At 71.7% G+C, this 24,468-nt stretch carries 20 protein-coding genes and 1 other RNA gene; 15 read left to right on the forward strand and 6 right to left on the reverse strand.

Annotated elements, in window-relative coordinates; translation table 11 throughout:
• The first annotated feature begins 53 nt into the window (after positions 1-53).
• The 3 genes from C3E78_RS04730 (at position 54) to C3E78_RS04740 (ending at position 3,292) form a co-directional block, all read left to right on the forward strand.
• Positions 54-2,243 (forward strand): N-acetylmuramoyl-L-alanine amidase, encoded by a 2,190-nt coding sequence (locus tag C3E78_RS04730; protein WP_108577223.1) that lies wholly within the window; start codon positions 54-56, stop codon positions 2,241-2,243.
• Positions 2,244-2,344: 101 nt separating this feature from the next.
• Positions 2,345-2,714, forward strand: a transfer-messenger RNA (tmRNA) gene (ssrA, locus tag C3E78_RS04735).
• Between the two features lie 290 nt (positions 2,715-3,004).
• Entirely contained in the window at positions 3,005-3,292 is a 288-nt protein-coding gene (locus tag C3E78_RS04740; RefSeq protein WP_108577224.1) for a 4a-hydroxytetrahydrobiopterin dehydratase, read from the forward strand.
• A 3-nt stretch (positions 3,293-3,295) separates the two neighbouring features.
• Here C3E78_RS04740 and C3E78_RS04745 read toward each other — a convergent pair whose 3' ends face one another.
• The 3 genes from C3E78_RS04745 to C3E78_RS04755 all read right to left on the reverse strand — a co-directional run bounded on the left by C3E78_RS04745 (position 3,296) and on the right by C3E78_RS04755 (position 9,366).
• Positions 3,296-3,907 (reverse strand): vitamin K epoxide reductase family protein, encoded by a 612-nt coding sequence (locus tag C3E78_RS04745; protein ID WP_108577225.1) that lies wholly within the window; start codon positions 3,905-3,907, stop codon positions 3,296-3,298.
• Between the two features lie 121 nt (positions 3,908-4,028).
• Positions 4,029-4,808 (reverse strand): DNA-formamidopyrimidine glycosylase family protein, encoded by a 780-nt coding sequence (locus C3E78_RS04750; protein WP_108577226.1) that lies wholly within the window; start codon positions 4,806-4,808, stop codon positions 4,029-4,031.
• Complete coding sequence (locus C3E78_RS04755; protein ID WP_199906932.1) at positions 4,801-9,366, reverse strand: ATP-dependent helicase; 4,566 nt, start codon at positions 9,364-9,366, stop codon at positions 4,801-4,803. The genes C3E78_RS04750 and C3E78_RS04755 overlap by 8 nt, the downstream gene beginning before the upstream one ends.
• 103 nt (positions 9,367-9,469) lie before the next feature.
• Here C3E78_RS04755 and C3E78_RS04760 point away from each other — a divergent pair, with 103 nt between their 5' ends.
• The 3 genes from C3E78_RS04760 to C3E78_RS04775 are packed head-to-tail and all read left to right on the forward strand — an operon-like array spanning position 9,470 to position 12,107.
• Positions 9,470-10,495 (forward strand): OmpA family protein, encoded by a 1,026-nt coding sequence (locus C3E78_RS04760; protein WP_108577228.1) that lies wholly within the window; start codon positions 9,470-9,472, stop codon positions 10,493-10,495.
• Between the two features lie 3 nt (positions 10,496-10,498).
• Positions 10,499-11,026: a sunset domain-containing protein gene (locus C3E78_RS18190; protein ID WP_159085815.1), complete on the forward strand. Its 528-nt coding sequence runs from the start codon at positions 10,499-10,501 to the stop codon at positions 11,024-11,026.
• A gap of 49 nt (positions 11,027-11,075) precedes the next feature.
• The gene (locus tag C3E78_RS04775; RefSeq protein WP_159085816.1) at positions 11,076-12,107 is read left to right on the forward strand and encodes a DUF3048 domain-containing protein; all 1,032 of its coding nucleotides are present in this window, start codon (positions 11,076-11,078) and stop codon (positions 12,105-12,107) included.
• On the opposite strand, the gene C3E78_RS04780 is transcribed toward C3E78_RS04775, so the two are convergent.
• Positions 12,108-12,767 (reverse strand): TetR/AcrR family transcriptional regulator, encoded by a 660-nt coding sequence (locus C3E78_RS04780; RefSeq protein ID WP_108577232.1) that lies wholly within the window; start codon positions 12,765-12,767, stop codon positions 12,108-12,110.
• A 143-nt stretch (positions 12,768-12,910) separates the two neighbouring features.
• On the opposite strand from C3E78_RS04780, the gene C3E78_RS04785 reads away from it, so the two are divergent.
• Complete coding sequence (locus C3E78_RS04785) at positions 12,911-13,429, forward strand: hypothetical protein (protein ID WP_135804843.1); 519 nt, start codon at positions 12,911-12,913, stop codon at positions 13,427-13,429.
• Positions 13,430-13,518: 89 nt separating this feature from the next.
• On the opposite strand, the gene C3E78_RS04790 is transcribed toward C3E78_RS04785, so the two are convergent.
• Positions 13,519-14,265, reverse strand: a complete 747-nt coding sequence (locus C3E78_RS04790; RefSeq protein ID WP_108577234.1) for a MerR family transcriptional regulator — start codon at positions 14,263-14,265, stop codon at positions 13,519-13,521.
• Between the two features lie 62 nt (positions 14,266-14,327).
• On the opposite strand from C3E78_RS04790, the gene C3E78_RS04795 reads away from it, so the two are divergent.
• From C3E78_RS04795 to C3E78_RS04820, 6 genes are all read left to right on the forward strand, one after another.
• Positions 14,328-14,873: a YqgE/AlgH family protein gene (locus tag C3E78_RS04795; protein ID WP_108577235.1), complete on the forward strand. Its 546-nt coding sequence runs from the start codon at positions 14,328-14,330 to the stop codon at positions 14,871-14,873.
• 33 nt (positions 14,874-14,906) lie between these two features.
• The gene (locus C3E78_RS04800; RefSeq protein WP_108577236.1) at positions 14,907-15,188 is read left to right on the forward strand and encodes a DUF3039 domain-containing protein; all 282 of its coding nucleotides are present in this window, start codon (positions 14,907-14,909) and stop codon (positions 15,186-15,188) included.
• Positions 15,178-16,875 (forward strand): DEAD/DEAH box helicase, encoded by a 1,698-nt coding sequence (locus tag C3E78_RS04805; RefSeq protein WP_235833679.1) that lies wholly within the window; start codon positions 15,178-15,180, stop codon positions 16,873-16,875. The genes C3E78_RS04800 and C3E78_RS04805 overlap by 11 nt, the downstream gene beginning before the upstream one ends.
• A gap of 59 nt (positions 16,876-16,934) precedes the next feature.
• Positions 16,935-17,867 carry an alpha/beta hydrolase gene (locus C3E78_RS04810; RefSeq protein ID WP_108580753.1) on the forward strand — a complete coding sequence of 311 codons (933 nt, stop codon included), beginning with the start codon at positions 16,935-16,937 and terminating at the stop codon, positions 17,865-17,867.
• A gap of 39 nt (positions 17,868-17,906) precedes the next feature.
• Complete coding sequence (locus C3E78_RS04815) at positions 17,907-18,773, forward strand: oxygenase MpaB family protein (RefSeq protein WP_108577237.1); 867 nt, start codon at positions 17,907-17,909, stop codon at positions 18,771-18,773.
• A gap of 75 nt (positions 18,774-18,848) precedes the next feature.
• Positions 18,849-19,823, forward strand: coding sequence for an NHL repeat-containing protein (locus C3E78_RS04820; protein WP_108577238.1), 975 nt, complete (start codon positions 18,849-18,851; stop codon positions 19,821-19,823).
• Here C3E78_RS04820 and C3E78_RS04825 read toward each other — a convergent pair.
• Positions 19,790-20,218, reverse strand: a complete 429-nt coding sequence (locus C3E78_RS04825) for a DoxX family protein (protein WP_108577239.1) — start codon at positions 20,216-20,218, stop codon at positions 19,790-19,792. The two genes, C3E78_RS04820 and C3E78_RS04825, sit on opposite strands and share 34 nt — an antisense overlap.
• An 82-nt stretch (positions 20,219-20,300) precedes the next feature.
• Between C3E78_RS04825 and C3E78_RS04830 the strand changes: the two genes are divergently transcribed.
• A complete protein-coding gene (locus C3E78_RS04830; protein WP_108577240.1) occupies positions 20,301-21,338 on the forward strand; it encodes an LLM class flavin-dependent oxidoreductase in 1,038 nt (345 codons plus the stop codon).
• A gap of 142 nt (positions 21,339-21,480) precedes the next feature.
• Entirely contained in the window at positions 21,481-24,417 is a 2,937-nt protein-coding gene (locus tag C3E78_RS04835; RefSeq protein WP_108577241.1) for an esterase-like activity of phytase family protein, read from the forward strand.
• Positions 24,418-24,468 lie beyond the last annotated feature (51 nt).

The raw sequence follows: 24,468 nt of genomic DNA on the forward strand, positions 1-24,468 counted from the left end.
CCGCCCGATGTGTCATGTTCGAGGGATTCACTGACTCTCGGGGGGTTGGAATCATGCGAACACGTGTGCCACGCGCCACGGCCGTGCTGGTCGGGCTGGGACTGACAGCGGCCTGGGCGCCTGCGGTCGCCACGACGGACTCGACGGCCGCGACGACGGTCGACTGCTCATGGGCATCGCCGGGCGTTCCGCTCGAGCAGGCCTTCACACGCGCCGGGCAGGAGGCCGGGGTGCCGGCGGAGCTCGTGAAGGCGGTGTCGTACCTGCAGTCGCGATGGGACGACCACGGCGGGCGGCCGAGCGCCGACGGAGGCTACGGGCCGATGAACCTCACCGATCTCGCCGTCGCGTCCGGTGACAAGGGCGACGGGTCCTCCTCCCGTCCGGCGGCGTCGTCGCAGACCGCCAGGCTGGGGGCGCGGCTCACCGGCCTGCCGCTCAGCCGGGTCAAGACCGACCCGGTCGCCAACGTCTGCGCGGGCGCGGCGGTGCTCGCTTCGTACCAGGACACCCCGAGCCCCGACGTCAACGACTGGCGCGAGGCGGTCGCCCGCTACGGCGGCTCGAGCCGGGAGCTCGCCCGCCAGGTCTTCACGACGCTGCGCCACGGCGAGAGCCGGGTCACGGACCGGGGCGACACGGTCACCCTGGCGGCGCAGTCGCAGGCCACGGTGCCGGCCGCCCCGCAGGCAGCCGCCGGGACCGGCAGGACCGACTGCCCGGTCGTCCTGGCCTGCGAGTGGGTGCCGGCGCCGTACGAGAAGGGCGACCCCGCGGAGCCGGACTCGACCAGCAGCTACGGCAACCACGACATCGCGGACCGCACCGGCAGGGGCGGCCCGAGGCTCAGGTACATCGTCATCCACGACACCGAGGCGACGTACGACGGATCACTCGATCTCGTGCAGGACCCGACCTACGTCGCGTGGAACTACACCGTCCGCTCCAGCGACGGGCACATCGCGCAGCACCTGGACGCCAAGGACGTCGGCTGGCACGCGGGCAACTGGTACGTCAACATGCACTCGATCGGCATCGAGCACGAGGGCAAGGGAGGGAACGGCGGCTGGTTCACCGAGGCGATGTACCAACGCTCCGCCACGCTCGTGAGACACCTCGCGAGGAAGTACGACATCCCCCTCGACCCGGCGCACGTCATCGGCCACGACCAGGTGCCTGGCACCACCGCAGGCGCGACCGCGAGCGTGCACTGGGACCCGGGACCGTACTGGGACTGGGAGCACTACTTCGAGCTGCTGCGCGCCCCGATCGCCGGGAAGGCGCGCCCCACGAGCGGTGTGAAGGTCGGTGATGTCGTGACGGTCAAGCCGGGGTACGCCGGCAACCCGCAGACCCTGACCCAGTGCGAGGAGCAGTCGCCGGGCTCGGGCCCGTGCCGGGTCGGCGCGCCGACCAACTTCGCGACCCTCCACCAGGGCCCCAGCGCGACCTCCCCGCTCGCGAAGGACGTCGGCACGCACCCGACCGGCAGCCCCGACGGCACCACGTCCGTCAACGACGTCAGCGCGCGCGCCCAGGCCGGCAACCGGCTCGTCGTCGCCGCGCTGCAGGACGACTGGGTGCAGGTCTCCTGGTCCGGCGAGCTCGCGTGGATCCACAACCCGGCGGCGCGGCCGGTGCTGGTCAGGACCCCGGGCGCGACCGTGACGGTCAGGCCGGGGGCCACGAGCGCACCGGTCTACGGGCGTGCCTATCCCGAGGAGTCGGCCTATCCGTCGACCGTGCCGTACCAGTCGGTCTCCCCGGTCGAGTACACGCTGAAGCCGGGCCAGGCATACGCGCTCACGGACCGCAGGGTGGTGACGGACTACTACAGGGCCACGACGTACGACGGCTCGGCGCCGGGGGACCGCACCGACGTCCGGGGTCGGGACGTCTACTACCAGCTCGCGCTCAACCACCGGATCTTCTACGTGCGGGCAGCGGACGTGCAGGTCCACGAGCCGGGCCGGCTGGTGAACCGTTCGCGCCCGCGGGTCCAAGGCAGGCCGCAGGTGGGTCAGAGGCTGACAGCGCTCCCCGGCACCTGGTCCGGAGGTGCTCCGGCGAGCTTGGCACATCGCTGGTTCCGCGACGGCCGGCCTGTCGCGGGTGCCCGCTCGGCGACGTACGTCGTGGGCCGGCGGGACGTCGGGCACCGCCTGGCTGTCGTGGTGACGGCGTCGGCCCCCAACGCGAAGGACGTCCGTGCGACGTCGAGGAGCGTGAGGATCAGGCGCTGACGCGGTGTGTGGGCACGCCCCTGCGGAATGATTCGCGGGGGCGTGTCGTTGTGGTGGAGTAGGATGGACACGTTGCTTCGGCAGCGGTTGAAAACTCAAGAGGGGCTGATCGGTTTCGACTAAGGTCGTTCGATTCAGGTGAAGCGGGTAGAGGATCCAGGGTTATCTCTTTAACGATCTCTGGAAACCAACAAGTGCCGATTCCAAGCGCACTGACTTCGCCCTCGCTGCTTAAGCGATAGGTGAAGGGCTGGCCCGGGGGCGTCTCCGCTCCGGATTGCCAGTCTCATTAAGGAGACTTGCTGGTCACACGGCGTCGCAGCGTGTGATCGGGACTTTTCTGCGACTGAGCCCGTCGGCGACGCGTCTGTTCGAGCGCCGGGGCTGAGAAAAGCGACTAGACAGACTGCACCCGGAGAAGCCCTGACTCAGCGCCGTAGGACCGGGGTTCGATTCCCCGCAGCTCCACCAATGAAAAATGCCTCCGCCATCCCCGGTCTTGGGATGGCGGAGGCATTTTTCGTTGGTGAAAACAGCCGAGCGAATCGAGTGGGCCCCTCCCCGCGGCCGCGCCTCGCGCCGCAGGCGCCATCCGCGGCCGCCAGCAAGGGATCCCCGCAGCTCTCCGGGCGCACGAGGGCCCGGCCGCCCCTGGGCGCCGCCAGCAAGGGATCCCCGCAGCTCTCCTGGGTGCGCGACGCGCCCGGCATGCCGGAACTCACCACACTTGCGCCTGACCCAGCCACGGCTAGCGTGACCCCATGAGTTCCTTCACCGACGCCCAGATCGAAGACGCGCTCGAGAACCTGCCCGGGTGGTCGCAAGAGGGCGAGGCGATCGTCAAGTCGTACGAGTTCAGCACCTTCGACGCGGCGATCGCCTTCATCAACCGTGCGGCAGGCCCGATCACCGAGATGGATCACCACCCGGAGTGGACGAACGTCTACAACCGGGTCGACATCCGGTTGAGCAGTCATGACGTGGGTGGCGTCACCGATCGGGACGTCCGCCTGGCCAAGGTCATCGAGCGCGTGGCCGACGCGTCGTAGGGCTCAGGCCCACAGGTCGCTGCCGAACTGGAACCAGATGGCGGCGATCACCGCGACGTACCAGAGGATGTTGATCAGCAGCGTCCAGTCGGTGACGAAGCGGGAGACCGGGTTGCCCGGCAGGAACTCGCGCAGGTTGCGCGCGGTCAGCCACACGAAGATCGGGATCATCACCGCCCAGACCACCATGCACCACGGGCACAGCTTCTCGATCGAGTAGATGCTCTGCGACTGCAGCCAGGTCACGAAGCCGATGCCGAACAGTGCGCCGGCCTGCAGTCCGAGCCACACGAAGTCGGGCAGTCGCACCCGTGCGGCGATGAGCACGCCGAGGGTCAGCACGATCGCGAAGCCGGCCACGCCCATGAGCGGGTTGGGGAAGCCGAACACCGAGGCCTGGTCGGTGTTGATGACGCCGCCGCAGCTGACGAACGCGTTGATGTCGCAGCCGAGGGCCTTGTCGGGCTCCTGGAGGAACTTCACCTTGTCGATGATGAGGATCGCCGCCGAGAGCATCCCGATCGCGCCGCCGATCGCGAGCAGCCAGCCGAGCCCCCGGTCGTCCGGCTCGTAGGCCTCCAGGTCGGAGTCCGCCACGGTCCTCTGCTCAGTCATGACAGTGATCCTAGGGCGAGGGCACAATCAGTCGGCCTCTCGGCCGTCATCCCAGCCCAGATCTGCGGACTTCTGCACCGTTCTGCGTCCGCGAAAGCGTGCAGGAGTCCGCAGATCTGGGCTAGGGCTGGCAGTGGGGGCACCAGAAGATGTTGCGCTCGGCGGTCGGCCGGTCGCCGAGCTGGCCGTTCATCAGGCGCGTCCCGCAGCGGCGGCAGCGGGCCCGCTCGCGGCGATAGACCCACCGGTCCTCGCCGGTGCGGGTGCTGCCGGTGAACGACCGCTCGATGCGCGACTTGTTGACGTCGAGCATGCGCTGCCCGCGGGAGATGACCCGCGCGACGTCCCGGACCTGACCGACGGGACGGTGCGGCGAGAGCCCCATGATGAACAACAGCTCGTTGACGTACTCGTTGCCGAAGCCGGCGAGGTTGCGCTGGTCCATCAGCGCCAGGAACACCGGACGGTCGGGGTCCGCGGACACCCGCCGGACGGCTTCGTCGAGGTCCCAGTCCGGTCCGAGCAGGTCGGGCCCGAGATGGCCGATCGCCTCGGCCTCGTCGCTGCGCGCCAGGACCTCCAGGATGCCCAGGGAGTAGCCGATCGCCTGCCACTCGGCGTTCTCGAGGACCGCGCGCGCGGAGTGACCGGGACGTCGCCAGTCGGTGCCGAGCCGCTGGACGTGCCAGGCGCCCTCCATCTTCAGGTGGGAGTGGATCGAGTGCTCCGCGGTGCGGATCAGCAGGTGCTTGCCGTGGCTGACGACCTCGTCGACGAGCTCACCGGACAGGTCCACCGTCGCGAACGCGGGCACGCGGAAGTCCGTGCGGGTCAGCACCTGGCCGGCGAGCGCCTCGTGGAGGTGGTGCGCGGTGCGCCAGACGGTGTCGCCCTCAGGCATCGAGTCGCAGCCCCTTGATCGTGGGCTCGAAGCCCGCCTCGGCCAGTGCCTCGCCGAACGCGCTGGCGGCCACCGGCCGGCCGTCGACGGTCTCGATGGTGAGCCGGCTGATCCGCCGGCCCCGGACGGTGGCCGCCAAGGACGTGGCGGCCGCGGCGAGGCGTGCCGGATCGTCGTCGAAGACGAGGGCCTTCTTGCCGCCCCGCTCGAGGTAGACCACGAGCCGGCCGTCGTGCATGACGACGAGGGACCCGGCCTTGCGCGCCGGGCGGTGCCGGGACGAGTCGTCCTCGGCGGCGCGGGCGGGCCAGGGCAGGGCCGCGCCGTAGGGGTTGGCCGGGTCGGTGGCGGCCAGGGTGAGGGCACGGGCGTCGGTGGGCCGGTCGTCGTCGGTCGCGTGGGCGCGCATGCGGTCGACCGTGGACGTCGCGGCGAACTGGGCGGCGCCCAGCGTCTCGATGTAGTAGCCGCGGAGCACCGAGCCGGTCTGCTCGAGCTCGCGGAGCACGCGGTAGATGGCCGCGAAGCCGCCCGGTGTCTGCTCGGCCATGACCGAGCCGCGGGTCACCACGCCGTAGCGTCCGATGAGCGCCTCGGTGCGGGCCAGCTGCAGCGCGGTGGCGTCGGCGGTGGTCTCGGTCAGCGCGAACCACCGGCCGCTGACGGTCGGCGGCCCCTGCACCGCGACGCGCGGCGACCGGGGCCGACGGCCGTGGATGCGGGCACGGGGTGTGGGCCTGCTCGTGCGGTGGGCGCCGCCTCGCCCGACGAGCGTGCGCAGCGGGGCGAACGTGTCGTTGCTGACCCGACCGCTCCAGACGAGGTCCCACAGCGCCTCGGCGACCTGGGCATGGTCGGGCAGGCCGCCGTCGGTGCCGAGTGCGTCGACGAGCTGGCGGAACAAGAAGGCGCCCCCGCCGTCCAGCGCATCGGCGATCGCGGTGTGCAGGGCGTCGGTCTCGGCGGGCTGCGCACCGGCAGCGCGCAGCACGAAGTCGGCCGGGTGGAGCTGCACCCAGCCGTCGTTGCCCGGCAGGGTGCCGGCGCCCGACCACACGACCTCACCGGCCGAGGTCAGCTCGTCGAGCATCGCGGGGGAGTAGTCGCGGACCCGAGCGGGCAGCACGAGCGACTCCCACGCCGAGGCCGGCAGCGCGAGACCGGCCAGCTGGTCGATCACGGACAGGACGCCGTCGGGACCCCGCAGGCTGCCGCCGACGCCCTGCCAGGACGGCAGGAACCGGGCGAACGTGCCCGGGTCGACGGGCTCCACCTGCTGGCGCGCCGCAGCGAGCGAGCGGGAGCGGATGCGGCGCAGCACCCCGGGCTCGACCCACTCGCTGCCCGTCGCGTGCGGGCGGAACTCGCCCTCGGTCAACCGTCCGTCGCGGGAGAGCCGGCGCAGCACCTGCTGCACGACCGCGGTGCCGAGACCGAAGCGTTCGGCGACCTCCTGCGTCGTGAACGGCCCGTGGGTGCGGGTGTGCCGGGAGATCAGGTCGGTCAACGGATCGGCGGACGACTCGAGGTACGCCTCGGAGACGCCGAGCGGGATCACGACGCCCAGGGCGTCGCGGAGCCGGCCGGCGTCCTCGACGACGGCCCAGCGGATCTCGCCGGCCATCGAGACCTCGATCGCGCGCCGGGCGTCGCGCAGCTCACCGAGCCACGTCGGCGCGTGGTCGGCGAGGTCGGGCTGCAGACGGGCGGCGACCTCGGCCTCGGTGAGTGGTCCGAGCATGCGCAGGAGGTCGGCGACTCCCTCGATGTCCTTGGCCCGGCGGTCCTCGGTCAGGCGCTGCAGCTCCAGCTCGGTGCGCTCGAGCACGTCGGGGTCGAGCAGCTCGCGCAGCTCGGCCCGCCCGAGCAGCTCGGCGAGCAGGGTGGGGTCGAGCGTCAGCGCGGAGGCGCGGCGCTCGGCCAGCGGTGTGTCGCCCTCGTAGAGGAACGCCGCGACGTAGCCGAACAGGAGGTTCTGGGCGAACGGTGAGGCGCGCTCGGTGGTGACCTCGGCGATCTGCACCTCGCGGGAGGCCAGGCGCCGGGTCAGCGCGGTCAGCGCCGGCAGGTCGTAGACGTCCTGCAGGCACTCGCGGGCGGTCTCGAGCAGGATCGGGAACGTCGGGTACTTGCGGGCGACGTCGAGCAGCTGGGCCGAGCGCTGGCGCTGCTGCCACAGTGGGGCGCGGGACCCGGGGTTGCGCCGTGGCAGGAGCAGCGCGCGGGCCGCGCACTCGCGGAAGCGCGAGGCGAACAGCGCCGAGCCGCCGACCTCCTCGGTGACGATTTTGTCGAGCTCGTCGGCCTCGAACACGAACAGGTCGGCGCCGGGCGGCTCGGTCTCGGTGTCGGGGATGCGCGCGACGATGCCGTCGTCGCTGGCGACCACCGAGCCGTCCATGCCGTAGCGCTCGACGATGCGGGCCGCGACGGCCAGTGCCCACGGCGCGTGGACGCGGCGGCCGAACGGCGAGTGCAGGACGACCCGCCAGTCGCCGAGCTCGTCGCGGAACCGCTCGACCACCAGGGTGCGGTCGGACGGGACCTGGCCGGTCGCGGCCTTCTGCTCGCCGAGGTACGCGCTCAGGTTGTCCGAGGCGCGCCGGTCCAGCCCCAGCTCCGACGCGTGCCCGGCCAGCTGCTCGGCCGACAGGGCGGACGCCTCACGGACGAAGGCGCCGATCGCCTCGCCCAGCTCGTAGGGCCGGCCGACCGCGTCGCCCTTCCAGAACGGGAGCCGGGCTGGCTGGCCGAACGCCGGCGTGACGATGACCCGGTCGTGGGTGATCTCCTGGATGCGCCAGCTCGTGGCGCCGAGCGCGAAGACGTCGTTGATGCGCGACTCGTAGACCATCTCCTCGTCGAGCTCGCCGACCTTGCGTGAGCCCGTCTCCTCGGTGCCCGCGGCGAGGTTGACCGAGAACATCCCGCGGTCGGGGATCGTGCCGCCGCTGGTGACCGCCAGACGCTGGGCGCCGGGGCGTCCGGTGATCGTGCCGGCGTCACGGTCCCACACCAGGCGTGGACGCAGCTCGGCGAACTCGTCGGAGGGGTAGCGGCCGGAGAGCAGGTCGAGGGTCGCGTCGTACGCGGACCGGGGGAGCGTCGCGAACGGGGCGCTGCGGCGCACGGTGTCGAACCACTCCTCGACGTCGAGGCTCTCCAGCGCGGTCGCGGCGACGGTCTGCTGGGCGAGGATGTCGAGCGGGTTGGCCGGGATGTCGAGCCGCTCGATGAGGCCGTGCTGCATGCGCGACGTGGTGACCGCGGAACCGAGGAGGTCCTGGCGCGACGTGGGGTAGAGGACGCCGCGGGACAGCTCGCCGACCTGGTGGCCGGCTCGCCCCACGCGCTGCAGCGCGCTGGCGACCGACGGTGGGGTCGAGACCAGCACCACGAGGTCGACCGCTCCCATGTCGATGCCCAGCTCGAGGCTCGACGTGGCCACGACGCATCGCAGCCGGCCGGACTTCAGCTCGTCCTCGATCAGCGCCCGCTGCTCCTTGCTGACCGATCCGTGGTGGGCGCGCGCCAGGACGGGTTCGGCGCCCTCGGACTGCGCGCTGCCGCCCATCAGCTGAGCCGGTGGCCGGCCTGAGTCACGGGGCACGGGATCGGTCTCGAGGTGCTTCGCGTACGCCTCGTTGAGGCGTGCGGTGAGTCGTTCGGCCACACCGCGGGAATTGACGAAGATGATCGTCGAGCGGTGCTCCAGCACCCGGCGCATGGCGGACTCCTCCACGTGCGGCCAGATGCTGCCCCGGGGGGCCTCGTCCTCGAGCGCACGGGCACCGCTGCCCTCCTGGCGGGGTGGGGCGGGGATGCTGGTCATGTCGTCGACCGGGACCTCGACGTGCATCTCGAGGCGGCTCGGCGACGGGGGCGCGACGACCTGCACGCGGCCGGACCCCGCGAGGAACCGGGCGACCTCGTCGTGCGGGCGCACGGTCGCGCTCAGCCCGATGCGACGTGCCGGGGTGTCCAGGAGCGCGTCGAGCCGCTCGAGCGACAGCGCGAGGTGGGCGCCGCGCTTGGTGCCCGCCACGGCGTGGATCTCGTCGACGATGACGGTGTCGACGCTGCGCAGGGTCTCGCGGGCGGCCGACGTGAGCATCAGGAACAGCGACTCGGGAGTCGTGATGAGGATGTCGGGCGGACGGGTGACCAGTGCCCGGCGGTCGCGCTGGGAGGTGTCGCCGGAGCGGACGCCGACGGTGACCTCGCGGAACTCGTCGCCGCGCCGGGCCGCCGCCTGGGTGATGCCGACCAGGGGTGAGCGCAGGTTGCGCTCGACGTCGACGGCCAGCGCCTTGAGCGGGGAGATGTAGAGCACCCGGGTGCCCTCGGACTCGCCGGCGTGCATCAGCCGGTCGATGGCCGAGAGGAAGGCCGCCAAGGTCTTGCCCGAACCGGTCGGCGCGACGACCAGCACGTGCTCGTCGCCGGCCACCCCGTCCCACGCCCCCACCTGGGCGGGAGTGGGTGCGTCGAAGGACTCGGTGAACCACGCCCGGGTCGCGGGCGCGAACCGGGCGAGCGGATCGGACATGCCCCCCATCGTTCCAGCCGGGTACGACAACCGCTCGGCGCGGAGCGGCGCCGTCGCCCGACCGCGTACGCTGATCAACCGTTGCGCTCGATGACAGGGGAGAGAACCGGACGTGTCCGACACCAGCCTCAAGTGGTTGACCGCGCTCGTCGCAGCGGGTCTCGTCGCGGCCGTGGCGCTCGGTGCCGTGGCCGGCTCGCGCTCGATCGCGGATGCCCTGCGCCCGTCGGCCGAGCAGGCGCTGGCCGCTGCGGGTCTCGACGGCGTCGCGGTCACGTTCGAGGGCCGCGAGGCGCAGCTCAGCGGCGGGAGCCGGACCGACCTGCGTGAGGCGCGCGACGTCGTCGAGGGCGTCCAGGGCGTGCGCTGGGCTCGAATCGACACCGGTCGCGACACGGGTCCGGAGGACCGGGTGCGAGCGGCGGACCCGAACACGTCCACGATCTCGCTGGAGCGGTCCCCTGACGGGGTGGTGATGAGCGGTGTGGTGCCCGACCCTGACGCGGCGGCCGACATCAAGGCGGCAGCGTCACTGGTCTTCGACACGACCGTCTCCGGCGACCTCGAGGTCGATCCGGACGTGAAGGCGGCGCCGTGGGCCGGGGCCGTCCCGGGCCTGCTCGGTGACGTCGTGTCCGTGGAGGACCTGCGGCTCGACGTCGACGGCACCGGGACGGTGAGCATCGGCGGGACCATCCAGAGCGCCGCGGGGCGCGACCGCGTCGTCGATCTGGTCGCGACCGCGCTGCCCGCCCTCGAGGTCGTCGACGACCTCCGGATCGATGCCGGGAGCCTCGACAAGGCCGACGCCGCGGTCCTCAACTCCACGACGATCACCTTCCCGCCGGGCGTCTCGTACCTCGGGGCCCACGACGGCGTGCCGCTGGCCGCGGTGGCCGACGTCCTGCGCCGCAACGTCGGCGTCACGGTCGAGATCGGCGGGCACTTCGGCCCCAAGGATCCCCGGCAGGGCCAGGTCTTGAGCAAGGCGCGGGCCGCAGCGGTCAAGACGTACCTCGTGGGCCTCGGCATCGAGCCCGAGCGCGTCTCGACGCGCACCTACGGCTCGGCCCGTGCCGGGATCAGCGCGACCGCCGAGCGGTACCGGCGCGTCGACCTCGTCGTGAAGGAGCGCTGAGCGGTGTCGGACTACACGGTCGGCGAGATCGCCGTCTGGCTGGTGCTCACCGCAGTGCTGGCCTTCGTCCTCGGCTGGCTGGTGCGCGAGCTCCAGGTGCGTGCCGGCAGGCGTCGCGCTCCCCGACCCGCGATGAAGGCCGCTCCCACGCCGGATCCCACGGACGTGCCGGCCCCCGAGGAGGTGCCCGCGCCGGAGCCGGAGACCGCGCCGGAGCCGAAACCGGAGCCCGCGCCGGAGCCGAAACCGGAGCCACAGCCGGCGAAGAAGGCCACGCCGTCGGCACGCCGCGGCGTGGAGCCCCCGTCGGCGGACCACGTGATCAAGGGCAACACGTCCTCGAAGATCTACCACCTCCCGGACAGCTCGTCGTACGCGCGGACGAAGGCCGGTGTCTGGTTCCGCACCGAGGCCGAGGCCGAGGAGGCCGGCTTCCGCAAGGCCGGCGCGGGACGCCGCGGCGGCAAGAAGGCGCAGGCCCCCCAGGGCTCCGTGCCGAAGAAGCAGCCCGGCAAGCCCTCGGACGGCTGAGGCGCCCCACCTCCCCGGACGACAACCTGGCATGGGGCATGCTGGCGACATGAACCTGCGTCTCCTGGCCGTGGCGGCTGCCACGTCCCTCGCCCTGGCTGCCTGCAGCTCGTCCTCGGACCCGGCGGAGAAGCCGGCCCCGGGGGCCAGCAAGGGCACCGCGAAGCCCCTCGTCGAGGTCTCCCCGCTGACCGGCAAGGCCATGAAGAAGGGTCGTCCGGACAATCCCGTCTTCGTCGTCAAGATCGAGAACACCGACGGCGGCGCCCCGCAGTACGGCCTCGACCACGCCGACATGGTGATCGAGGAGCTCGTCGAGGGTGGGCTCACCCGTCTTGCGGCGTTCTACTACTCCTCGCTCCCGTCGAAGGTCGGCCACGTGCGATCGCTGCGCACCAGCGACATCGGCATCGCCGGCCCGGTCGGCGGCCAGATCGTGGCATCCGGCGGCGCGAGCGGCGCCTACAGGAAGGTCGAGAAGGCCGGGATCCGGGTGTTCTCCGAGGACGGTGGCGCGCCGGGCTTCAGCAGCGACCCGCTCAAGGTCCGCCCCTACAACCGCCTGATCGACCTCAAGACCGTCAACCGCAAGGCCAAGCGCACACGGATCCCCGGTCCGTACCTGCCGTGGGCGCCCGCGTCCGGTGCGAAGGCCGCGGCGCCGAAGGCGGGTGCCGCGACCACGCCGGCGCCGAAGAAGGCGACCGCCGCGACCGTGCGCTTCAGCGACTTCACGACGACGTCCTGGGCGCTCAAGGGCGGCAAGTGGGTCCGCACCAACGGCCACGCCGAGGCCGGCAAGGACTTCAAGGCCGACACCATGATCGTGCTGTCCTGCCGGGTGGGCGACGCCGGCTACACCGACCCGGCGGGCAACCCCGTGCCGGAGACGGTGTTCGAGGGACGCGGGGAGGCCCGGGTCTTCCACGGTGACGAGGTCACGTCCGTGACGTGGGTCAAGTCCGGCCTGAAGAAGGGGCTGCGATTCGAGACCGCCGACGGCAAGCCGTACCGGATCAACCCGGGCCACGTGTTCCTCGAGCTGGTCCCCAAGGACGGCGGCGGGGTCACCCTCGGCTGATCAGGTGACCTTCGGCAGCAGCCGCAGGCCGGCGAGCAGCGCTCCGATGGTGGCCTGCACCTCGTCGCTCGCGGCGTCCGGGTCCTCGGCGTCGGCCACGTACTCCGAGGCCGAGCGGATCGCTCCGTAGAAGACCGCGGCGAACGCCTCGCCGAGGCCCTCGGCCCCGCCGAGGTCACTCAGCAGGTCGTCCACGACCCGCTGGACGATGCCGAACGAGGACTCCTTCTCCGCCTCGTGCCAGCGCTCGTGGCCGAGGGCGACCGGGCCCTCCTGCATGCAGATGCGACGGAACTGCGGCTCGCGGCAGACCTCGAGGAACTTGTCCAGGCCGATCTGGGCTCGCTCCCAGGGGTCCTTGGAGGCGTTGATGGCCTTCTCGATGTCCGACGTCGTGGACTCCTGCACCCGCAGGAAGACGTTCTCGAACAGGGCCAGCTTGCTGGGGAAGTGGTGGTACAGCGCGCCCTTGGTGACCCGGGCGGCGGCGACGACCTCGTCGAGGGACGTGCCCGCGTAGCCGTGGTCGGTGAACAGGATCGTCGCGCTGTCGAGCAGCGCCCGCTTGGTGCTGGAGGAGTAGTCCTGGCGCCGTGTGGTCTTGGTGGTCTTGCGAGCGGTGCGCAGGACGCTCTTCGTCACGCGTGCGGGATGGGACATGCCGACAAGTCTACGGCGGCCCGGCCTCCGTGCCCGGAATCACATCGCCAGGGTTTGTCAGCACCGGACAGCCTGGAACATACTAAGAGTACGTACCGAGAGTATGTAACTCGCGGTTTCGACGGAACAGGAAGGAGCACACCATGACCTGGGATGCTTACAACCGTCGCAAGGAAGCTCTTCGCGCCATGCTCGCCGTCGCCGACACGCGCCGCGACCTCACTCTCACCGACCTCATCGACTCCGTCGAGGGCGGCCGCCAGGCCTTCCCGGCCGACACCGACGCGCTCTTCGAGCTCCAGATGACCTGGTTCCAGCGCCTGAGCGGCCACATGGACCGGGTCCTCGACAACGCGCAGACCGATCCCGAGCTCGTGCCCGTCACCGCCTGGGTCAGGACGGCCGCCGACCTGCCGGCCGTTCGGTCCCTGCTCGACGCCCACCGGGACGAGCCGGCCCTGCGCAAGGCGTTCGCCAAGGAGCTGGCCTACTTGGCCACCTCGGCGGGCACACCCACCTACCACCTGGACCTCACGGCCCAGGGCCGGCGGATCCAGGACTCCGCGCGGCAGACCCTCCGGGCCACGCCCGGGGCGGTCGAGCCGGACGGGACGCACCGCGGCGGGCTCATCGCCCGGCTGCGCAGTGCGATCGCCGCCTGAGTCCTCCCCGCAACCCCCCGATCACCCCGGTCGGCGCCACCTCCCTCCCTCCGTGGCGCCGGCCGGGGTTCGGTGCGTCGTGGGGGAGCTCAGTCGGGCTGGCCCGCGATGCCGCTGATCTGCTCGCCGATCTCGGCGTCGATCGACTTGCGGAACTCCGAGCGGAAGATGCCCAGCGTCACCTGGCTCGCGATCGGCAGGAGCCCGTCGACGAGGTCGATGACGTTGCGCCAGTCCTGCTCGGGGAGGCCGGCATCGATGATCGGCTGGATCATCTCGGTGACGACCTCGCGCACGAAGGTGTCCGCGATCGTGCGCAGGTGGGACTGCAGCACCGGGAAGAGCGCGATGACCGACTCCGGCGGCAGGCCCAGGGTCACGGCCGAGGCGCCCGCGCGGACGGTCGCGGGCTCGACGAGGCGCACGCGGTCGGCGTCGAGCTTCTCGACGAGGCCGAGGCCCACCATCGACTCGATGAGCGCGTCGTCCCGCTCGACCCCGGCCAGGGCGGCGAGGTCCTCGCGGGACATGATCTCGGCGTCCTCGTCGGGCAGGTCGAGGATCGTCATCAGGTCCAGGGTGTGGCCCGCGGCGTGGTGGGGCGTGTGCTGGATGGCCTTCTCGATCGCGGCCAGCGTGAAGCCACGCTCGAGCAGCTGCCGGACGAGCTGCAGCCGTTGCAGGTGCTCGCGGTTGTAGTAACCGGTGCGGCCCGCGAGCCGTGGGGCGTCGATGAGGCCCCGCGCGGCGTACGCGCGCACGTTGCGCACCGTCATCTGCGCCCGCGCCGCGAGCTCGTCGATCGTGAGCTCCTCGCTGGTGCTCTCCTCAGCCATTCCACGAGCATAGGGCTTTCGCCAGTGTCGCCGTGGTGCGCGTCGCGGGGCATCATGGAGTCATGGACTCGCTGCGCGGCACGATGCTGGTGGCCACCCCGGCCATCGAGGCAGGACCTTTCCTGCGCAGCGTCGTGTTCCTGCTCGACCACGACCAGGACGGCGCGCTCGGCGTCATCGTCAACCGGCCGCTGGAGTCCGAGGTCGACGAGGTGCTGCCGGACTGGGCCGGTCTGGTGAACGCGCCGGTGTGCCTGTTCCAGGGCGGGCCGGTCGCGATGGACTCCGCCCTGGCCCTGGGCGTCGTCGCCGACGTCCCGCCGCTCGGCTGGCGTCAGATGGCCGGCCGGGTCGGCCTCATCGACCTCGACGGACCGCTGCCCGCGAACGGCGAGCTGTACGGCCTGCGGGTGTTCGCGGGCTACGCGGGATGGGGGCCGGGCCAGCTCGAGGAGGAGATCGCGCAGGGTGCCTGGCTCGTCGTCCCTGCCGAGGACGGGGACCTGATCTCGCCTCGCCCCGAGACGCTGTGGCGCGACGTGCTGCGGCGCCAGGACGACGACGTCCGATTCTGGGCGACATTCCCGGACGACCCGTCGGCGAACTAGGAATCGACGTCGGGCACTCGTTAGACTGGGGCCGTGGCTTTCTTCCAGCGTGGTTCGCAGACAGCACTCGACGAGCGCACCGACGAACGTGTCGACCAGCGCACGGAGGAAGGCGATCACGAGCGCTTCTCGCACTACGTGCCCAAGGACGAGCTGACCGAGGCCATGGTCATGGGCACCCCCGTCATCGCGCTGTGCGGCAAGGTGTGGACCCCCAGTCGTGATCCACAGCGGTTCCCGGTGTGTCCGGAGTGCAAGGACATCTGGGAAGGTCTCGACAAGGGCGACGAGGGGGATCCGTCGGGTGACGCGTAGCCAGCACCTCCGGGTCTGGCAGCGCGAGGCGTTCGAGCTCTACCAACGCACGCAACCGAGCGACTTCCTCACTGTCGCCACGCCCGGAGCCGGCAAGACCACGTTCGCCCTGACGATCGCCGCCGACCTCCTGTCCAAGGGGATCGTCGAGCGGGTCGTCATCGTGACGCCCACCGACCACCTCAAGACGCAGTGGGCCATGGCGGCCTCCGGCATCGGCATCGCGATCGACCCGACGCTGCCCAGCCAGGGCGCCCTCGGGTCCGGCTTCCAGGGCTTCGCGGTCACGTACGCCGGTCTCGCGGTCAACCCCAACGCGTACCGCGCCCGGATCGAGCACCGCTCGACGATGGTCATCATGGACGAGGTGCACCACGCGGGTGACGCGCTGACGTGGGGCGACGCGGTGCAGGAGGCGTGCGAGCCCGCGGTCCGCCGGCTCTCGCTCACCGGCACACCGTTCCGCTCCGACGACAACCCGATCCCGTTCGTCACGTACGCCCCGCAGGTCGACGGGACGGTCACGAGCGTCGCGGACTACTCGTACGGGTACGGCCACGCGCTCAAGGACGGGGTCGTGCGCCCCGTGCTGTTCATGGCGTACTCCGGTCAGATGCACTGGCGCACCCGGGCCGGCGACGAGGTCGCCGCCCGGCTGGGCGAGCCGCTGGACCGCGCCGCCACCGCGCAGGCCCTGCGCACCGCGCTGGACCCGAACGGGTCCTGGATCCCCGAGGTGCTCACGGCCGCGCACACCCGGCTCGTCGAGGTGCGCCGGCACGTCCCCGACGCGGGCGGCCTGGTGATCGCCAGCGACCAGGACAGCGCCCGCGCGTACGCCTCGGTGCTGACCGAGATCACGGGTCTTAAGCCGACCGTCGTGCTGTCCGACGAGCCGGGCAGCAGCGCCAAGATCGCGGACTTCTCGGCCGGCATGACCCCGTGGATGGTCGCGGTCCGGATGGTCTCGGAAGGCGTCGACATCCCGCGCCTGTCCGTGGGCGTCTACGCCACCACCACCTCCACACCGCTGTACTTCGCCCAGGCCGTCGGACGATTCGTGCGCGCCCGGCGCAAGGGCGAGACCGCCTCGATCTTCGTGCCGAGCGTGCCCCGTCTGCTGGAGCTGGCCTCCGACCTGGAGTCCCAGCGCGACCACGTCATCGGGCGTCCGGTCAAGGACGAGACGGACCTGTTCGCGGCCGAGGCCGAGCTCATCGCGAAGGCCCAGGAGGACCAGGGCGCGTCCGACCAGCTCGGCGAGTACCGCGCGCTCGCGAGCGAGGCGTCGTTCGACCGGCTGGTCTACGACGGCGGCGAGTTCGGCTACGACGCGTTGTCGGACGACGACGGCGAGCTCGACTTCCTCGGCATCCCGGGCCTCCTCGACCCCGACCAGGTCGCCGAGCTGCTGAAGGCGTCCCGTGCCAAGCGGGCCAAGGACAAGGCGGCCAGGGCCGCGCCCGAGGTCGCCGCGGACGTCGCGTTCTCGCGTCGCAGCGAGCTGCGCCGCGAGCTGCAGGCGCTGGTCGGCGCGTGGCACCACCGCACCGGCGCCCCGCACGGGGTGACCCACAGCCGGCTGCGCTCGCAGTGCGGCGGCCCCCCGGCGGCGCAGGCCTCGTCCGACCAGCTGCAGGCGCGCATCGACGCGATCCGGGCCTGGGCGCTCAAGGCGTCCGGATAGGGTGTGCGTCCGCACCCCGCGCGACGTGACATGACCGGAAGGACCCGCCCGTGAGCAGCATGGCGCCGCGCACCCGGGTCTTCGCCCGGCTCATGAAGGTGGTCGAGAAGGGGATCGAGGAGGTCGACGACCTCCCGGCCCACCGGGCCAAGCGGCTGCGGCTGCAGCAGTCGGGCCTCGGGCGGCGGATCTTCGGCCGGGTCGACCGCCGGGCCACCCAGCAGGAGATCACCGTCGGCTCCGGCTCGCGTGCCCTCGTGCACCGGCCGAAGGACGTCGCGGGACCGCTGCCGTGCGTGGTCAACTTCCACGGCGGGGGCTGGGTCCAGGGCAACCCGGAGCAGTCCGGCTGGCTCTCCGCCCGGATCGCCGTGGGAGCCCGCGCCGTCGTGGTCTCCCCGTCGTACCGGCTCGCCCCCGACGCGCCGTTCCCCGCCGGTGTGGAGGACTGCTGGGCGGCGCTGACGTGGGTCGTCGACCACGCCGACGAGCTCGGCATCGATCCCTCGCGCATCGCGGTCATGGGCGACAGCGCCGGCGGCAACCTCGCCGCGGTGATGTCGTTGCTGGCCCGGGACGCGGGCGGCCCCGACCTCCGGGCGCAGGTGCTGATCTACCCCGGTGTCGAGATGTACGACCGGTGGCCGTCGGAGGACCGCAACGCGGAGGCGCCGGTACTGACGTCCCGGAACATGCGGGCGTTCGTGCGGCTCTACCTCGGCGCGCAGCACGGCACCGAGGACTTCCGGGCGTCCCCGATCCGCGCCGCCTCCCACGCGGGGCTGCCCAAGGCGTTCATCCTGACCGCCGAGCACGACCCGTTGCTCGACAACGGCGCGAGGTACCGCGACGCCCTCGTCGCCGCGGGCGTCCCGGTCCGGTACGTCGAGTACGACGGCGCGATCCACGGGTTCCTGAGCCTGCCGGGCGTCGTGCCGGTCGCCACGCAGGCCGTCGACGACATCGTCGACTTCCTCCGTGCCACCCTCTAGGGCATTGTGACAGTGCCACTGTCACGGTAGTGTCCGGTCATGAGGCGTGGTCATTGGCAACGGGAGATCGGTCGGCTCGACCCGGAGACGCAGTACGAGCAGATCGTCCGGATCACCGCGATGCACGAGTTCCCGTGGGACTCGCAACAGGCGCTCAGCTTCGCCCTGTTCCGCACCTACGCCGTGCCCTCGATCGGCCGGCTGCTGCACGACACGGGTGAGTTCACCGGGGCGACGCAGAAACGGCACGACGACACCGCGCTGATCCTCGAGGAGATCGTCGCGGAGGGGCTCGAGTCGCCGACCGGACGCGCCGGCGTGCGCCGCATGAACCAGATGCACGGCAGCTACGACATCTCGAACGACGACCTGCGCTACGTGCTGTCGACGTTCGTGGTGACCCCCGTGCGGTGGATCGAGAGATACGGCTGGCGCGACGGCCTGGACGCCGAGAAGGCCGCGACCGTGCGCTACTACCAGCGGCTCGGCCGCCTCATGGGCATCCAGGACGTGCCGGCGGACTATGACGGGTTCGCCGAGCTGATGGACGCGTACGAGCGCGAGACGTACGTGTTCGACGCCAAGGCGCGGGCGGTGGCCGACGCGACGCTGGAGCTGTTCGTGGGCTTCTACCCACGCCCCCTGCGCCCGCTCATGCGCCGGTTCAGCATCGCGCTGCTCGACGACCACCTGCGGGCAGCTTTCGGCTACCCGCGACCGCCCCGGATCGTGCAGGCCCTCGCGCACGGCTCGCTGGTGGTGCGGGGCCGCGTCGTCCGCCTCCTGCCGCCGCGGCGCAGGCCGGTGCGCGTGCGGGACTCGCACCGCATCCGGTCGTACCCGGGCGGATTCATGATCGAGCGGCTCGGGACGTTCCCGGCGACGATGCCGCAGGACGTGACCTGACGTCGGTCGCGTCGGACCCTTGCCCCGGCGGGACGTCGTGTGGAGGATGAGACCTTGGCGACGTCAGGAGAGATCATGACCATGTTCCGTCGGGCGGTGACGCTGGCCGCGCTGCTGCTGGCCGCCACCACCGTGCCCGCCACCGCCCACGACCGGCACCACGGTCACTCGTGGCACGACCACGGATCCGCGCTGCCGGACCGGATCGAGCTGCCGAGCGGATGGCTGCCCGAGGGCATCACCACCGACGGCACGAACCTGTACTCCGGCTCCCGTGCTGACGGGGCCATCCTGAAGATCAGCCTCCGGTCGGGCCGCACCACCAGGTTCGCCGGCGCGCCCGGCCGGGTGGCCGTCGGCATCGACCACGACCGCCGCCGCGACGTCCTGTGGGTCGCGGGCGGTCCCGGGCAGGAGGTCCGCGCCCAGGACGCCGACACCGGCCGGGTGCTCGCCACCTACGCGTTCCCCAGCGCGTCCACCCGGTTCGTCAACGACCTGACGGTCACCGACCGCGGCGTCTTCGCGACCGACTCGCTGTCCAAGGAGCTGCTGGTCATCCCCTTCGCCCGCGGGCGGGGAGCACGCCTGCCGGACCCCGGCCGGGCCACGACCGTGCCCCTCACCGGAGACCTCCAGCTCGCGGCGGGCAACAACCTGAACGGCATCGTGAGCTACGGCCGCACGCTGGTCGCGGTGCAGAGCAACACCGGCCTGCTGTTCGCGATCGACTCGCGTTCCGGTCGGACGCGCGAGATCGACACCGGCGGGGTGACGTTCGTCAACGGTGACGGGCTCGAGCGCGGTCGCGGCGTGCTGTACGTCGTGAGGAACCGCGACAACACGATCGTGGTCGTCGACCTGGACAGGGGGCTGCGCACCGCGGAGGTCGTCGACACGATCGACCGGGATGACTTCGCGGCGGCGGTCGACGTCCCGAGCACGGTCGCCCTCGTGAAGGGGTCACTCTTCGCGGTCAACGCCCGCTTCGGGATCGCCGACCCGCAGACCGCCGACTACTGGATCACGCGGGCGGACGCCCGGCGCTGACGCCAGGCGCGCCACGCGCCGGTCGACCACAGCGCCCAGACCACGAGGACGGGCTGGAACAGCAGCCGGACCGCGCGGGCGCGGTCGGAGTCGAGCCCGAAGGCATCCGTGCGGGTGACCAGCTGGGAGATGTTGCCCGGGAAGATCGCTACGAAGAACGCCGCCACTACCCAGCCCACGGTGGCCCGGTGCCGCTGCGGTGCCGCGACGAGCGCCCCTCCGAGGGTCAGCTCCGCCACTCCGGACGCGAGGACGACGAGGTCGGTGTCGGCGGGGAACCACGGCGGCACCTGCGCGGCGAACTCCTTGCGGGCGAAGGTCAGGTGGCTGGTGCCGGCGAACAGGAGCATCGCGCCGAGCGCGATCCGGCCGGTCGTGCGAGCGGGGGAGGACATGTGCACCAGCGTCCTCCACCGCGGGCGAACCCGCACGGCGTGAGGTGGGAAGCATCCGTCCGCGGGCCGCGTTGGGACTGACGTGAGACTCTCCGTGCTGGACCTCGTGCCCGTCCGTACCGACCAGACGACGAGCGACGCCCTCGCGGCCACCGTCTCGCTCGCGCAGGTCGCCGATCGTGCCGGCTTCACCCGGTTCTGGGTGGCCGAGCACCACAACATGCCGGCCGTCGCGGCGACTTCGCCGCCGGTCCTGATCGGCATTCTCGGGGCGCACACGGAACGGATCCGGCTCGGATCGGGCGGCGTCATGCTGCCGAACCACGCGCCGCTCGCGGTGGCCGAGCAGTTCGCGCTGCTCGAGGCGGCGACCCCGGGTCGCGTCGACCTCGGGATCGGCCGCGCGCCCGGCTCGGACCCCGTCACGTCCATGGCCCTGCGGGGCGCCGCCGGACGCGACGACACGGACATCGAGAACTTCCCGCAGTACCTCGACGACGTCGTCGCACTCATGTCGGCCGACGGCGTGCGCGTCGCGGTCCCGCGCCAGAACTACGTCCTCAAGGCCACGCCGGCGGCGGCGAGCGAGCCCAGGATGTGGCTGCTCGGCTCGTCGATGTACTCCGCGCACCTCGCCGCGGCCAAGGGCCTGCCGTACGTGTTCGCGCACCACTTCTCCGGCCAGGGGACGGCCGAGGCGCTCGCGGTCTACCGCCGCGAGTTCCGGCCGAGCGACCTGGCGTCCGAGCCCGTCACGTTCCTGACCGTCAACGCCTCCGTCGCCGAGACCGACGAGGAGGCGGCAGCGCTGATGCTGCCCAACCTGCACATGATGGCCAAGCTGCGCACCGGCCAGCCCCTGACGCCGCTCGACCTCGTCGAGGACGCCGAGGCGATCGAGCTGCACCCGCAGGCGCAGGCGATGGTGGAGTCGGCGTTCGGCAAGGCCGTCGTCGGCTCACCGGCGTCTGCCGCGGCGCAGGTGCGCGCGCTGGCTGAGCAGTTCGACGTCGACGAGGTCATGATCAACCCGGTCGCCTCGGCCCGCCGAGGCACCGATCCGCGCAGCGCACCGGGACGTGAGCGGACCCTCGAGCTGCTCGCCAAAGAGCTGTTCTGAGCCGCACCCCACCCGGGACGTCATCCCGCGCGGCGCGCAGACGGCGCGCTCGGGATGACGTCCCGAAGTCTTCCGCCGCGCGTCGCCGGACGTTCACCTGAGGGTGGGGGTGCGGTCGGGCGGGGCGGACAGCCTCTGAGGCATGTCACACCACCCCCTGCCCGCGCGCCCGTCGCGCCTGTCCCTGATGGTGCGCTCGATCAGCCGTCCTGCCCTGGTCGGCGTCGCCGCCGGAGCGCTCGCCGCGGCCGTCGTGCCGGCGACCAGCGCCTCCGCCGCGCCGGACCCCGGCACGAGCCAGAGCTTCCACCGCACCGCGACCTACCCGGTCTACAAGAACCTGCCGAAGGACCTGCCGGCCTCGTCCGCGACGGTCGCCGAGATCTCGGACGTCTCCAAGGACGGCAAGACCCTCGTCTACACCGATGCCCTGGGCAAGCGGATCGGCTTCCTGGACATCTCCGACCCGGACCGGCCGGTGGGCGCGGGCAGCCTCTCGCTCGCGCAGCTCGGCGACACCGATGACCAGCCCACCTCGGTCGCGGTCGTCGGCAAGTACGTGCTCGTCGTCGTCGACACCAGCGAGAGCTTCACGAAGCCCTCGGGACGGCTCGACGTCGTACGCCTCTCGGACTCCAAGCGAATCCGCAGCATCGACCTCGAGGGTCAGCCGGACTCGATCGACGTCAGCGCCGGCGAGGACTACGCGGCGATCGCGATCGAGAACCAGCGCGACGAGGAGGCCAAGCCCGCGGGCAGGGCCAAGGGCGACCTCCCGCAGCTGCCACCCGGGTTCGTCCAGGTCATCGACCTCGACGGAGCCCCCGCCGACTGGAAGGCCCATCGGATCGACCTGGTGGGCCCGGACGGCGCGGCGCTGCCCTCGTTCGTCGACGCGGGCCTCGCCGAGCCCACCGACCCCGAGCCCGAGTACGTCTCGATCAACGGCAAGGACCGGCTGGCCCTGACGCTGCAGGAGAACAACGGCATCGTCATCATCGACCTGGCGACACGCCGGATCGAGAAGGTCTTCTCCGCCGGACGCGTGTCCGCCTTGGGCTTCGACACCAAGAAGGACGGCAAGATCTCGCTCACCGACTCGCTGACCGACGTGGTGCGCGAGCCCGACGCGATCGGCTGGGTCGACGACACGCACGTCGCGACGGCCAACGAGGGCGACTGGAAGGGCGGCTCGCGTGGCTGGACCGTCTTCGACGCGACCGACGGCAGCGTGACGTGGGACGCGGGCAGCTCGTTCGAGCGGCTCGCGGTGCAGCACGGTCTCTACAACGACGACCGCGCCGCCAAGAAGGGCGCCGAGCCCGAGGGCCTCGCGATCTCGACGATCGACGGCGTCCGGTACGCGTTCGTCGGCTCCGAGCGCAGCAACTTCGTGGCGGTGTACGACATCAGCGACCCGGCCGCGCCACGGTTCCGCCAGGTGCTGCCGGCCACGAACGGGCCGGAGGGGATCCTGCCGATCCCCGGGCGCAACCTGCTGGCGGTGTCGAGCGAGACCGACGACGCCGCCGTCAACGTCCGCGCCAGCGTGAGCCTGTACGAGCTCGGCGACGGCCCCGCCGCGTTCCCGTCGATCGTCTCGGACGACGTCGCCGGCAACCCGGTCGGGTGGAGCGCGCTGGGCGCCCTCAGCGCCAAGCCGGGCGACGCCGGAACGATCTACGCCGCGGCCGACACGGTGCTGAAGCCCGCGCAGGTCTTCACCGTCGACGTCACGCGCTCGACGGCGCACATCACCTCTGCGCTGACGATCAGCCAGGACGGTGCACCCGCCACCCTCGACGTCGAGGGCCTGTACGCGCGACCGGACGGTGGCTTCTGGCTGGCGTCCGAGGGTGCGACCGGCGCGGCCAACACGATCTACCGCACGAACGCCGCCGGCGAGATCCAGGAGAGCGTGTCGCTGCCGACCGAGATCAGCGACCACGTCAAGAACTGGGGTCTCGAGGGCGTCACGGCGACGCAGGACGCCGACGGCGAGCACGTCTGGACCGTCATCCAGCGCCAGCTCTGGACGGACGTCAAGGACCAGACCGAGGCCCTGGACGGCGACGACGTGGCCCGCATCGGCCGGTACGACGTGAAGGACCGGACGTGGCACTGGTACGGCTACCGGCTCGACAGCCCCAAGCGCGACGGTGGTGACTGGGTCGGCCTGTCCGAGATCACGGCGGTCGACAACGACACGTTCGCGGTCATCGAGCGCGACAAGCTGAACGGACCGCAGGCCCGCAACAAGCGGATCTACGCCGTGGACATCCCCGCCGACGACCCGGTCGGCGACGAGCTGCCGATCCTGGACAAGAAGCCCGCGATCGACGTCCTGCCCGAGCTCCGGGCCACGAACGGCTGGACGCAGGAGAAGCTCGAGGGATTCACGATCGCCGCGGACGGATCGCTCTACGGGGTCACGGACAACGACGGGCTCAAGGACTCGACCGGCGAGACGGTGTTCCTGCGTCTCGGCCAGGCGCGGGACGTGTTCGCGGACGCGCTGAGGAGCTCGACGACGCTGTCGCTGCCGCGGCGCACCACGGCGTACGGCCAGAAGCTCACCGCGACGGTCACCGTGACCGGTGGCGCCGGGGTGACGCCGACCGGCACCGTGACGGTCAAGGACGGGTCCACGACGGTGGGTCGCGGCACGGTCCGGAACGGCGCCGCGAAGGTGACGCTGTCAGGCCTGCGGGTCGGCGCCCGCCAGCTGGTCGCCGAGTACGGCGGCGACGCCCGTACGGTTCGCGGCACCAGCGAGCCGTTCGCGATCACGGTGGCCAAGGGTGCCACCCGGACGTCCCTGTCGATCGCCGGCAAGGCCCGCAAGGGCAAGGCCAAGACCGCGAAGGTCACGGTCTCCGCGGAGGGCTTCGCCCCGACCGGCACGGTCACGATCAAGAACGGGTCGAAGGTGCTCAAGACGGTGCACGTGAGCGGGGGCACGCGATCGGTCACGATCAAGCTGGACGCGACCGGCCGGCGCAGCCTGAAGGCGTACTACGCCGGATCGTCGGTCGCCAAGCCGTCGGCGTCGGGCACCGTGAAGGTGCGCGTCCGGTAGCCCCGGGGACGTCATCCCGCGCGGCCCGTCGGGCGTACGCGCGGGATGACG

The sequence above is a fragment of the Aeromicrobium chenweiae genome (assembly GCF_003065605.1).
Taxonomy (GTDB): domain Bacteria; phylum Actinomycetota; class Actinomycetes; order Propionibacteriales; family Nocardioidaceae; genus Aeromicrobium; species Aeromicrobium chenweiae.